Genomic DNA, 12,257 nt, shown 5'->3' with positions numbered 1-12,257 from the left:
CACCTCTTCAAACTCGACATTGAAGGAGGATTTATTAAACTCTCAACTCCAAGTGGAAGGCTGGAACTGGAGTTTTATCGTGCAAAGTACCACGAGAAGTTTAGGGAGTGGAAAATAGGACAAGCCTGGCTGGTTAAAAATCCAAAAGGAGTTTTTCTCCACGTGGTGTTCTCAAGAGAGGTTGAAGTCAGAGAGCCGAAAGTCATTGTCGGCGTGGACTTGAACGAGAACAACGTTACAATTAGCCTTCCAAACGGTGAATTCATTCAGATAATCACTCACGAGAGGGAGATTAGAACGGGCTACTTCCTAAAGAGAAGGAGAATTCAAAAGAAGATAAGAAGTGGTAAAAAGAGAAAATGGATTTTGGAAAAGTATGGCGAAAGAGAAAGGAACAGACTAAATGACTTGTATCACAAGTTAGCAAACAAGATTGTTGAACTGGCGGAAAAGTATGGTGGTATTGCTCTTGAAGACTTAACGGAAATCAGGAACACAATAAGGTATTCGGCTGAAATGAACGGTCGCTTGCACAGGTGGAGTTTTAGAAAGCTCCAGTCTATAATCGAGTACAAGGCGAAACTGAAGGGATTACGTGTCGTTTTTGTTAATCCTGCTCGCACTTCATCCCTGTGCCCGATATGTGGGGGGAAGTTAAGCCCGAATGGGTATAGGGTTTTAAAATGCGAGTGTGGTTTTGAGGCTGACCGTGATGTGGTCGGCTCGTGGAATATTCGTTTGAAAGCCCTGAAGATGTGGGGAGTTCCCGTTCCCCCCGAAAGCCCTCCGATGAAGACGGGAGGAGGGAAGCCTACCCGTTACGAAATTAACACCCTACACACACTTTACGGGTAGGCAGAACGGTTGAGCGACTAAAAGCTGTTCTTGTCTTGTGATAATAAAGAAAAACAACAAACTCAACTTACTCAGGGATAGACTTGAAATTTTGCTCCCGCAAGTCAGCAACAGAGATCTTCAGGCCTTTTTATTATCACTAAGCGCCCTTACAAAAGGGAATGCCAAAGAGGCACAGCTCTTGGCCAAAAACATAAATTCAGAAAAACTCAAGGGAATTATAGAATCACTCATAGAGTATCCTGCCCAGTAATCTTTCAAACTGCTCTTTCCCCGGTCTCACTGGAAAATTATAAGGCTCTTTGCGGGGTTTCTCGTTGTAATAGGGCCTGTTGCACCCGGGGCAGCCGTGAGTCATGAAGACACTCTCGTCAAGAACTTTCAAAAGTTCCTCCTTGGAAAGACCAAAATCCACAAGTCTTCCATTGTCAAACCTGAATTCTTCAACTCTTGCTATCTTGTTTTCAATTAAATAGACTCCAATCTGCATCAATCTGTACCTATCTGGGTCTGGAGGAGTTCTGCCTTCTAACCTAGTCCCTTTAACCGGGGTAAATGCAAAAATAGAGACTTTTGCTTTTGAATCATACGCTCTTTGAACTGCCTGCAAAAACTCCTCTTCGCTCTCGCCCAGGCCAAAGATCAAATGAACAAATGCTCTCCCTTCACCGAAGACATCAACAACTGCATCGGCAAACTGCCACATTTCCTCCCAGGAGTACATAGAATCTTTTACCTTACTGTATACCCTCTCACTCGCCGCATCTACTCCAACACCAATGTAATCCACTCCAAGTCTCTGGAACTCTCTAAGGGAGTCTTTATCAACGGGAGTTATCGAGAGAGAAACTGGGAGATTTGAGGGATAAAAAGCTTCTAAAATCCTCAGGACATCTTCCTTTAAATTAGGATAATCTATGGTTTGCAGGCAGATTCTTGCAAATTTTGAGTCTTTTATTTTTGTCACAACTTCTTCTAGCTCGAATGCCGGCCAGGTTACCCTTGAAAGCTTTTCAACGTCTGCTCTGCTCTCCCTGGCCTGAACGCAAAAGGCACAATTGTTTAGACATCTTCCTTCATAATAGGTCATAAAATAGGCTGTTGTGGGTTTTGCAAGCATTTTTCCACTCTTAAAGCCCAAGACAACTGCGGTTCCGTATGAGACCCTTATTTTCATAGCGTTTTCCTCCTTAACACCTTGAGCAATAGAAGGTTTAGCAGAGATAAAAATGTTAGCACTGGGAGGAAAAGGAATACCGACTCATAGCCCTTAATCTCTGCCAGATAGCCAAGTGCTAAAGGTCCAGAAAGGTATCCCAAGTCAAAGAACATTGTATAAATACCTGAGCCAACTCCCCTTACATTTTTGGGAAGAGTGGCCAAAGCAAGCATTTGAAGAGAAGGAACTGCCAGTCCAAACCCCATTCCTAAAACAACTGCACTTAAATATGCCTCGGGAGGCAGGAGGTAGAGGAGTAAAATAACGTACGCAAGTGTAACCAGCAGTAAACCCGCAGAAGCAACTGGAATCGGCCCCCTTTTGTCTGCCTCCCTTCCCCCAAAGACCCTTGTAAGAAAGCTAAAGCCACCCATGATGCTCGCGTATATTCCAAAAATACCCGTGCCCAGTCCAAGGACCTTGTAGTATGCCGGAAGGAAAGTGTACGCCCCACTATACGCAAAGCTCATAAAGAAAAGTGAAATCGCAGCACCTACAAAGGAGAGATTAACCAGTTCCCTATAAGAACCTTTCTTTTCCTCGCTTTCTTTAAACCTTATCTTGGCCTTAACCTCTCTATAAGCGGTTGATACAAACAGAAATCCCACTAAAGAGAGCAAAATCGCGAGAACGAAGGCAAAATTGAACCCAAAGTAGTCTGCAACAAGCCCCCCTACAGCAGGACCGATGAGCTGACTTAGAGAAAACATGGTTCCTCTCCATCCAAGAGTCTCCCCAACCCTTCCTTTAGGAGCTAAGTTTATGGCTGTCGCTAGGGAAGCCGGAAAGAAAAATGCTGATGCAATACCGTGCACTGCCCTTCCCGCAGCAAAAATAACCAGATTTTGCATGAGAAATGAGAGAAGGTAAAATACTCCTGCAACTGCTCCCAGGACTGTGCCCATCATCATTGCCTCAAAACTTTTTCCTTTGTCTCCTAAGATACCCCCAACCGGCTTCAATATAAGGGCAAATATCGAAGAAACAGAAGCTACTGTGCCAACCAAGAAAGGACTAGCCCCAAAACTTATAGCGAGAGGAGAAATTAGAGGCGCCACTAAGATATAACCCAAAAAGAAGAAAAATGCCGAAAAGTGAAGGAGCCACAGGTCTTTTCTCTCCATTATCTTCCCCCTAAATTTCCGCTACTGGACTTTCCATGCCATCTTTCATGTACGCAACGCTCATGTGCTTGGTATTCTTGGCGAATCCTATATTTCCTTCCCTATCAACCATAATTATTCCCATATTGTCCTGCCCAAAGTGTTTAGTTGCAAGCTCTATTGCAGCTTCACTGGCCTTTTGTGCATTCAATCCGAACCTAACAAAGTCTGTAGCAGTTTTTGCGAGGGACAGCTTTATGGCGACTTCTCCAAGCCCAGTGCAAGAAGCTCCAGCAAATTCATTAGCATAAGTTCCGGCACCGATTATTGGAGTATCGCCAACCCTTCCAAACATCTTCAAGAAAACTCCTCCCGTTGAAGTGCCTGCCACTATTTCCTGGCCATCGAAGGCAACTGCCCCGACGGTACTCCTTAAAACTTCAGGATATTCCTTTATCAGCTCGCTAATCTTTTTCCAGTGGGGGATGTTTCCATCTTCAAGAAGTTTTTGTCTAAGCTTTTTCCACTGTTCAATTCTTTCCTCTGTTACGGGATTATACTCCTCAAACCCCATCAAACGGGCGAATTTAAGGGCTCCTTCCCCAGCAAGGAGAACGTGGTCAGTCTTCTCCATGACTTTCCTTGCCACGCTTATGGGATTTTTAACCCCCCATATGCCTGCAATGGCTCCTGCTTCAAGATTGGAGCGCATAATAGCGGCATCCATCTCAACCCTGCCATCTAATGTCAAAACGCTACCCGTTCCGGCGTTAAAGATAGGATTGTCCTCCAGTACTTTAACGGCTTCTTCAACGGCATCCAGAGCAGAACCTCGTTTTAACTCTTTCCAGCCTGCCAAAACCGCTTCTCTAACCCCTTCAAGGATTTTTGGAATTCTTTCTTCATTTTTTATTGTCCCGGCACCACCATGAACAATAATAGCAACCATTAGAACCACCACTACGTAATGCCTTCGAAAGGTTAAAAGCATTATGGAAACGAAAAGAGAGAAGTTTCATCAGCTCAGGCTCATGTTTATTATTGTCTCCCCTATATTCTCAAGGTACTCCAGTATTCTCCGATAGCTGTCCATGGCAACGGACTTTCTGTAGTCTATAGATTTTATACGAGCCTTTAGTTCAAGCATTATTTTGTCAATCTTTTTCAGGTCTTTTTGGATTATTTGATCTATAACCTTTTGGATTATCTCCCTCAAGTACGAAATATCCAAATCAGGATCAAAGTTTTCAGCTATTCTGACCATGTGGTCCCCTATTCTTTCAATATTGCGCACTATAAAGAGGACTCCCAAAAGATCGAAATTCCTCTTAATAAGTTCATCATCCCTCGCTATGCTACCCCCAGAGAGAATCTTATTCACCGTCCTCAGTGTCAAGAAATAAAAGCGGTCCAGTTCGTTTTCGAGACCATTGATGTCCCTAAGAACTTCCTTTTTTTCAAATTCTCCTATAAGCATAAGGTCCTCTATCATTGAAAGCAAAATAGAGGCCAGTCTTTCTATTATTTCCCTCAGATTTACTTCTTCATCCGCCAGCAGGCTTTTGCTTATAATTCTAAGGGGCTCTTCTAAGATTATTTCCAATCCTGGGAGGTTCTGAATTGTCCCTCGTATCTTCACTTTATATAGCGGCATGTCCTCCGTGAATTTTACATCAATAACGTCATACCCCTGTATGTAGGCGGAAATCAGAAGCCTAATCGCCATGTCTGGTGAAATGTCCTTAGAAATAATAAGTTCCTTACTCTCGCTAACTTCTTTAGGCTCTTTGGGAAGTATCATCAGGGAACCATCGGGATTAATCACTATCGGGACAACATCCCCCTGCTTCAGATTATTTTCCTTCACCCACTTTTTTGGAAGTGAGATGATATATGAGCTTCGTCCTGTGAACTGTATCTTCCTAAACTCCATACCACGCACCCAATCTATATAGAATTCCTGCAATATAAATATTTTGACGTTTCGGCTTTACTCCCCTACTTCCAGACTCTCTTCGCCATGATTGCGTGTGAGTAGCATAATCTCAATAGTCTTCAGGAACTCCCTAAGGAATTCTAAGCCTCCACCATAGTTAACAGCCCCCGGATGGAGGGAGAGATAAAACATAAACCCTTCCTCAGAAGCTTTCTTATAATCATAAAGAGCTACAGATAGCCTCTCCTGTACCTGAGTCTCGTTGATATACCATGTGTACTCCCTGTTCACGATCCGCTCGCTACTGCCGTTAGGGAATATCAAGTAGTCTCTCGTCACCACTGTGAGGTTGTGCTCTAGAATAGCCCTCAGAGTTTCGTTGTTTAATGCCCACGCCGGCGGAAGAAAGAGTGATGGCTTTCCAAAGCCCAATGAGAATACCAGCGAAGTGGCGTTGTCGAGTTTCTCAGCAGCTAGCTCATAGGAGCAGTTGAACTCGTGATATGTATGGGCGTACCCGTGGAGCTCCACTCTATATCCTTTCTCCCGTAGTTCGTGAAGATACTCAACAAATTCTGGGTGCTTCCTTAAATCCCACGTGCCATTATAGTGCGTGGTATCGAAGACTGGAACTACAAACAGAATTGTGGAGGTTGAATAGTTAAACTCGTCGAGAATGGCTATTATCTCGCGGATTTCATCAAAATAAATGGGAGCAACATCGTGAATCAATATTGTTGGCCTCTCATAGTGGATGATTTCGTGAGTTATATCCCCACTTGGGCCGCGATCAAGCAGCTCTGTTTCCTCTGCATTCCCTCCCGAAGGAGTACTCTCCCGATGGTAAGTAACGTTTCCCACCAATATTGCGAAGACAAAAATTACAAGCATTAAGACGGCAAGGTACCTTTTTTCCACTAGACCTACCACCCAGTAATCTAAGGTATGAAATATAAAAAAGGTTACCGTTTCAAGGAGGTCAGTCTATAATCCTTTCCATCCAGCTTCCCCTTAGGAACCAGAGAAAAGCGAATAATCCGGCAATAACATTACTAAGGCCCATACCCAGAAAAAATACTCACTGAAGACCCTATGACCACACATAATCCAAAAGGTAGCGAGTGTTTGAGAAAACCGTCGCTATGGCGGCACCTGCAACACCAAGCCTTGAAACCCAAAAAACTAAAGGTCGAAAACAAGGTTGTTGAGAATTAACGGCCAAGATAACTTGAAGAGAGTTTTCTCAATGTTGGCCTCTAAGATTTCCGTTCTTATTTCTGCTATTCCAGCCATGACAAAAATATATAAATTTAATGGCCTATTATACGCTTCATCCAGCTTCCTCTAAGGAACCACAAAAAGCCAATTGTTGCTGCCAATACATTGCTTAGACCCATTCCAAGCCATACACCTGTTGTATCTGCCATTAATTTTCCAAGGAAGTATGCTAAGGGAATCCTAAGCCCCCACAGCCTCAGCATGCCAAGCAACATGCTCTTTTTGGTATGTCCAGAGCTCTGGAAGACATTGTTTACAGCTGAAAAAATACCAAAAAACGGCAATGAAAATGCAAAATACCTAACAAACTTAGCACTCTCCGCTAAAACTCTTTCATCCCTCACAAAGAACCCAAATATTTGGGCCCTGAACACAACCACTATGAGAGTTCCAATAGTGAGGACAATTAAATTGGTCAGCATAGCCATTTCAGCAATCTTCTTTGCCCTCTCATACTTCTCCGCACCAACATTTTGCCCAACCATAGTTCCCATTGCCATGCTTATGCCATCGGCTATAGCAAACATAAAGTTGGTAAGGCGGTTAGCTATGGTGTAAGTAGCAAATGCGACAGTTCCATAGATGTAAATTATCCTTGTAAGCACTACGAATCCAAAGGCATCCGTGGAGAAACCTACACTTGAAGGCAGCCCCACTCTAAAAATCCGCTTGTAAAAGTCCCAATCCGGTTTGAGGTTTTCCAACGTTAAGTGTATCCCTACTTTTCCTTTAAAGAGCAGGTATCCACCAATTAAAGAGCCAATGCTGTTGGAAAACATCGTAGCAACTGCAGCCCCCACGACCCCCAGTCTAGGGAATCCCAGCCATCCAAAAATTAAAAGCGGGTCTAGGATGATATTAAGAAAAACTGTAAACATGTTAATCTTAACAGGCGTTTTAGTGTCCCCCACCCCTCTCAGTAGAAAGTTAAAAGCAAAAAGAGTAAACGAAAAAGGTATTCCAATGAATATTACCCTAATATAGTTTAATGCATATGGATAAACCTCGGGAGTCACTTTCATAAAATCAAGCGCAACAGGTGCTATTATTAACCCAAAAACTGCCACAAACGCCGAAAAAAGCATCATTAAAGAATATAATGCACCAGCGGCTCTATTGGCCTTCTCATAATCTTTGGCTCCGATATATTGGCTCACAAAGGCAAAGCCTGCATTCGCAAAGCCCATTCCAATGCTCATAAAAAACCACACGAGAGGCCAGGCTGTCCCTGGGGCAGAGAGTTCTTCCGTACCTAATCTTCCTAGCCAGAAAGTATCTGTGAGGTTGTAGAGAACCTGAACCATGTTGTTAATTATCAAAGGATAGGCTAACTTCAGCATTGTTTTCTCTATGTTGCCTTCCACTATTTCCTGCCTCATTGCTTGGATTTTTTCTCCATCCATTGTGATCCCCTAATACTCGCTTAGTGCTCAAAGCATATCTTACTTCTGCTCAAAAGTGCCCACTTTACTATCAAACGAAAATCGAAGCGTTATTATAAAAAGCTTATCATGGATAAATTATCCTTAGAATGGTGTGTCAAAATGGAAATTTAGAGATTTAAATTAAGAAGTGAAGAAAAGAAGTTAGAGAGCTCAGAACTCGAGCTCGTCCTCATCTTTGTAGAGCTGTCTTCTGGCGTTCTCCAGCATTATCTTCTGCTCTTCTCTTGCCACTACTTTCCTTATGAGCTCAACAGCATCTGGGTTTGCTGAGATGCTGTCAATGCCGAGTCTAACGAGTATTCTTGCCATCTTTGGATCACTTCCAGCTTGTCCACAGATGCTTGTCTCGACGCCATACTTCTTGGCGACCTTAATGACGTGCTTGATGAGCTTGAGCACTGCTGGGTGCTTCTCGTCGTAGAGCTTGAAGACTCTCTCGTTGTCTCTGTCGATTGCAAGTGTGTACTGGGTGAGATCGTTTGTACCGAAGCTTACGAAGTCGAGGCCTTCCTTACAGAGGTCCTCTATAATCAGTGCTGATGCTGGTGTTTCGATCATGACACCAAATTCGACATCCTTGTGTGGTTCAAGGCCTACTTCTCTTGCGATTCTCTTTGCTTCTCTGAGCTGCTCGACGTGGCTGACGAGTGGGAGCATGACACCAATGTTGTCGTAGCCCTCATCAACAAGCCTCTTGATAGCCTTGAACTCAGCCCTGAGGAGCTCTGGTTGGTCAAGACCTCTTCTAATTCCTCTCCATCCGAGCATTGGGTTTCTCTCTTCTGGCTCGTCTTCTCCACCTGGGAGTTCTCTGAACTCGTTAGTTGGGGCATCGAGGGTTCTGTACCAAACCCTTCTTGGATAGAATGCCTCTACGACCTTTCTGATGCCCTCAACAAGCTTCTCAACGAGCTCATCTTCCTTACCCTCTTTGATGAACTTAACTGGGTGAACTCCGATACCAAGGATCATGTGCTCTGCTCTAAGGAGTCCAACACCATCAGCGCCGGTTGCAGCGGCCCTTTCTGCAACTTCTGGCATTGAAACGTTTACTTTAACTTCTGTGGCTGTGACAAGTGGAGCTCCTGCAACTACAACCTGCCCTCCAGCGCCAGCTACTTTCTCTTCTTCTTTCTTTCCAACAAGGCTCTTGACTATGCCCTCGTATACTACACCTCTTGTACCGTCAACTGTTACGAGCATTCCGTCCTTGAGAACCTTTGTAGCGTTCTTTGTACCAACAACGGCTGGGATTCCAAGCTCTCTTGAGACGATAGCAGCGTGGCAGGTTCTTCCACCTTCATCTGTAACGATAGCAGCGGCTCTCTTCATTGCTGGAACCATATCTGGGTTGGTCATTGTGGTAACGAGGACGTCTCCTTCCTTGACCTTGTCAATCTCGCTTGCGTCGAAGATAACGACGACTCTACCAGCACCAACACCTGGTGATGCACCAAGTCCCTTGAGGAGAACCTTCATCTCTTCGGTCATCTCGGCTTCCTCCGCCTTGACCTCGTCTTTCAAGGTTGTGATTGGTCTGCTCTGGACGATGTAGAGCTTGCCATCGTCCTTATCGTAAGCCCACTCAATGTCCTGTGGCCATCCGTAGTGCTCCTCAATCTTAGCACCCATCTTTGCGACTTCAACTATCTGCTCATCTGTGAGAACCTGCTTCTCAACCCACTCTGGGCCGAGGTACTCAGCAACTGGGACTTTAACTGTTCCCTTACCTGTCTCTGGGTTTCTAACAATCATTATTTCTTTCTTAGCAATGATCTTCTCCTTAATCTTCCAGGTGCCCTTCTCAACAATGTACTCGTCTGGGGTTACGGCACCGCTAACAACAGCCTCGCCAAGTCCCCATGCAGCGTTAATCATTATCTCGCTTCTATCGTTTGTGACTGGGTTTGCAGTGAACATAACACCGCTTGTCTCGCTGTTAACCATCTTTTGAACAACAGCGCTCAGGTAAACCTTTGAGTGGTCAAATCCTTGCTTTGCTCTGTAGAATGTTGCTCTTGCAGTCCAAAGTGAAGCCCAGCATCTCTTTACCTTGTCCTTAACATCATCTGCACCAAGAACATCCAAGTAGGTCTCTTGCTGTCCAGCGAATGATGCCTCCGGAAGGTCTTCAGCTGTAGCGGAGCTTCTAACAGCAACATAAACCTCGTCTTTACCAAATCTCTGGCTGAGCTCCTTATAAGCTTGCTCGATTTCCTTGGCAATTTCCTCAGGCATTTCAAGGGAAATTATCTTCTCCCTAATCTTAGCGGTGTTCTCCTGGAGCTGCTTGCTGTCATCAACATTGGTTTTGCTTATAATATCCATAATCCACTCCTGGAGAGTCCTTCCGTCTTCAACTTTAACGTTTTCAACAAAGTATTTGTATGCTTCAGCTGTAACACAGAACCCCGGTGGGACTGGGATTCCAGCTTTTGTCAGTTCTCCAAGGTTTGCACCCTTTCCGCCCACAAGTGGGACGTCTTCTTTGCCCAATTCTTCAAACCATTTTATGAATCTGTACGCCATCTCGACCCCTCCTTTTAGAATAACCGGAAATGATATAGAAATAGCCTATTTAAAATTAACTGTCCAAAAATGGCTTTTGAGCCCATAAAATAATGCTTTAAAATTTTAAAAAACTAAAAAGTCTGAAACTCCAGAATTTTATCTGAAAAGTTCACTGGCATTCTTAGCGCCGTTGGAAGCTAGTGATTGTGTATTCATTCTTTCTGTGATGTTGCTTTTTGGTGGAGAGCCTGTTTGAAGTATATATCAAAAGGTTAAAATACAAATTTAAACCAATTATTTTTTTATTTTTTGGTGATCCTTTATGAACCCCCTTGAAGAAGCCCTCAAAATTAAAGACCAAATAATCGCCTGGCGCAGAGATTTTCACATGTATCCCGAGCTTGGCTATGAGGAAGAAAGAACTTCAAAAATTGTTGAGGAACACTTGAGAGAGTGGGGATACATAATTAAGCGCGTTGGAACCGGGATAATCGCAGATATCGGAGAAGGCGAAAAAACCATAGCCCTAAGGGCGGATATGGATGCCCTACCAGTTCAGGAGGAAAACGATGTCCCCTATAAGTCAAAGATTCCCGGGAAAATGCACGCTTGCGGTCACGATGCTCACACGGCAATGCTTCTCGGAGCGGCAAAAATAATAGCTGAGCACAGAGATGAGCTTCCCAACAGAGTAAGGCTAATCTTTCAGCCAGCAGAAGAGGGAGGAAACGGAGCTCTGAAAATGATAGAAGGAGGAGCTTTAGAAGGCGTTAACGCCATCTTTGGCCTCCACGTATGGATGGAACTACCGAGCGGTGTTGTTGGTATAAGAGAAGGCCCCTTCATGGCTGGAGTGGGAAGGTTTGATGTTGAGATATTGGGAAAAGGCGGACACGGAGCTTCGCCACATGAAACCATCGACCCAATTCCAATAGCGGCCCAAGCTGTTTTAGCTTTCCAGACAATCATAAGCAGGAACCTTAATCCCCTGGAAAGTGGAGTTGTGAGCGTGGGCTCAATAAAAGCCGGAGAAGCTTTTAACGTGATTCCAGAGAGAGTTTATATGAGCGGCACCTACAGATTTTTCACGCCTGAAACAAAAAGCCTTGTTGAAAAAAGAATTGAGGAGATTTTAAAAGGCATAACATTAGCCAACAATGCCTCGTATAAGCTCAAAATAGAAGAAGTTGGTCCGCCAACAATAAACAACCCACAAATGGCCTCTCTCGCCAAGAGAGTTGCCCAAAATCTGGAATTGAAAGTGGAAGAAGTTCCAAAGACCATGGGAGCTGAAGACTTTGCCTTTTATCTCCAAAAAGTACCGGGAGCATTCATAGCTTTAGGCATTAGAAACGAGGAAAAGGGCATAGTATATCCACATCACCATCCAAAGTTCGATGTTGATGAAGATGTTCTTCACTTGGGAACTGCGTTGGAAGTGGGATTAGCTTTTGAAAGAATTTGAGTTATTGTTTAACCTTTTCATTTACTTAACGAACTCATTTTGAATTGAAGCTACACATATAAATTATTGACTTCTTGCTATCTATTGAGCATTAATGGGCTTTATGTCCCATTATCGCAGACAGCCAAAACGCTATGAAACTATTTTTATACACCAAGATACTGTCAGGATAACTGGGGCATCACCTCCTGAAGCCATTCAGTAACATCACCAGGCGGATCACCAAAACTAGAATGAATTCTGACAAAATTATACCAGAAGGCAAACAGAAAAACAAACCTATGAACCCTCCTCCAGTCTTTACCCCTGAAATTATTCCAGAAACGCTTCGTCCTCTCCTTCAACGTCCTAAACCAGCGCTCAACACTGTTCCTCGGCCCGAAAGTCACATGCAGATAATCCAGCCCGAGAGATTTAAACGCTGATTTATACCACGGCCCTTTGT

At 44.0% G+C, this 12,257-nt stretch carries 10 protein-coding genes and 1 pseudogene; 3 read left to right on the top strand and 8 right to left on the bottom strand.

All coding sequences use genetic code 11. The features are described from left to right. Nucleotides 1–855, top strand: an 855-nt coding sequence (locus GBV73_RS08895) for an RNA-guided endonuclease TnpB family protein (protein ID WP_152880848.1), incomplete at its 5' end; no start/stop codon positions are given. 37 nt (nt 856–892) lie between these two features. Further along, on the top strand, nt 893–1,108 hold the full coding sequence (locus GBV73_RS11235) for a hypothetical protein (RefSeq protein WP_152880846.1): 216 nt from the start codon (nt 893–895) through the stop codon (nt 1,106–1,108). On the opposite strand, the gene GBV73_RS08885 is transcribed toward GBV73_RS11235, so the two are convergent. The 7 genes from GBV73_RS08885 to ppsA all read right to left on the bottom strand — a co-directional run bounded on the left by GBV73_RS08885 (nt 1,082) and on the right by ppsA (nt 10,365). After that, the gene (locus GBV73_RS08885) at nt 1,082–2,032 is read right to left on the bottom strand and encodes a radical SAM protein (protein ID WP_152880844.1); all 951 of its coding nucleotides are present in this window, start codon (nt 2,030–2,032) and stop codon (nt 1,082–1,084) included. The genes GBV73_RS11235 and GBV73_RS08885 overlap by 27 nt on opposite strands. Then, entirely contained in the window at nt 2,029–3,198 is a 1,170-nt protein-coding gene (locus GBV73_RS08880; RefSeq protein WP_152880842.1) for an MFS transporter, read from the bottom strand. The genes GBV73_RS08885 and GBV73_RS08880 overlap by 4 nt, the downstream gene beginning before the upstream one ends. 10 nt (nt 3,199–3,208) lie before the next feature. Continuing rightward, a complete protein-coding gene (locus GBV73_RS08875) occupies nt 3,209–4,126 on the bottom strand; it encodes an isoaspartyl peptidase/L-asparaginase family protein (protein ID WP_152880840.1) in 918 nt (305 codons plus the stop codon). A gap of 69 nt (nt 4,127–4,195) precedes the next feature. After that, nucleotides 4,196–5,110, bottom strand: coding sequence for a phosphate uptake regulator PhoU (locus tag GBV73_RS08870; protein ID WP_042700155.1), 915 nt, complete (start codon nt 5,108–5,110; stop codon nt 4,196–4,198). A gap of 57 nt (nt 5,111–5,167) precedes the next feature. Continuing rightward, nucleotides 5,168–6,043 carry a DUF2334 domain-containing protein gene (locus tag GBV73_RS08865; protein WP_232194555.1) on the bottom strand — a complete coding sequence of 292 codons (876 nt, stop codon included), beginning with the start codon at nt 6,041–6,043 and terminating at the stop codon, nt 5,168–5,170. A 380-nt stretch (nt 6,044–6,423) separates the two neighbouring features. Next, entirely contained in the window at nt 6,424–7,794 is a 1,371-nt protein-coding gene (locus GBV73_RS08855) for an MATE family efflux transporter (RefSeq protein ID WP_152880838.1), read from the bottom strand. 192 nt (nt 7,795–7,986) lie between these two features. Continuing rightward, a complete protein-coding gene (gene ppsA, locus GBV73_RS08850) occupies nt 7,987–10,365 on the bottom strand; it encodes a phosphoenolpyruvate synthase (protein ID WP_042700161.1) in 2,379 nt (792 codons plus the stop codon). A 304-nt stretch (nt 10,366–10,669) separates the two neighbouring features. On the opposite strand from ppsA, the gene GBV73_RS08845 reads away from it, so the two are divergent. Further along, the gene (locus GBV73_RS08845; protein ID WP_152880835.1) at nt 10,670–11,812 is read left to right on the top strand and encodes a M20 family metallopeptidase; all 1,143 of its coding nucleotides are present in this window, start codon (nt 10,670–10,672) and stop codon (nt 11,810–11,812) included. A gap of 164 nt (nt 11,813–11,976) precedes the next feature. Here the strand turns inward: GBV73_RS08845 and GBV73_RS08840 are convergent. Beyond that, a pseudogene (locus GBV73_RS08840) lies at nt 11,977–12,257 on the bottom strand (IS6 family transposase); the annotation flags it as partial.

This window comes from Thermococcus sp. 101 C5, from assembly GCF_009372125.1.
Lineage (GTDB): Archaea > Methanobacteriota_B > Thermococci > Thermococcales > Thermococcaceae > Thermococcus_A > Thermococcus_A bergensis.
Note: the sequence above shows the minus strand (reverse complement) of the source record. Positions and strands in the feature narration are given on the sequence as shown.

Excerpts from the sequence above, each read along its gene's own strand:
- GBV73_RS08885 (WP_152880844.1), bottom strand. The coding sequence starts at position 2,032 with ATGAAAATAAGGGTCTCATACGGAACCGCAGTTGTCTTGGGCTTTAAG.
- GBV73_RS08880 (WP_152880842.1), bottom strand. The coding sequence starts at position 3,198 with ATGGAGAGAAAAGACCTGTGGCTCCTTCACTTTTCGGCATTTTTCTTC.
- GBV73_RS08875 (WP_152880840.1), bottom strand. The coding sequence starts at position 4,126 with ATGGTTGCTATTATTGTTCATGGTGGTGCCGGGACAATAAAAAATGAA.
- GBV73_RS08870 (WP_042700155.1), bottom strand. The coding sequence starts at position 5,110 with ATGGAGTTTAGGAAGATACAGTTCACAGGACGAAGCTCATATATCATC.
- GBV73_RS08855 (WP_152880838.1), bottom strand. The coding sequence starts at position 7,794 with ATGGATGGAGAAAAAATCCAAGCAATGAGGCAGGAAATAGTGGAAGGC.
- ppsA (WP_042700161.1), bottom strand. The coding sequence starts at position 10,365 with ATGGCGTACAGATTCATAAAATGGTTTGAAGAATTGGGCAAAGAAGAC.
- GBV73_RS08845 (WP_152880835.1), top strand. The coding sequence starts at position 10,670 with ATGAACCCCCTTGAAGAAGCCCTCAAAATTAAAGACCAAATAATCGCC.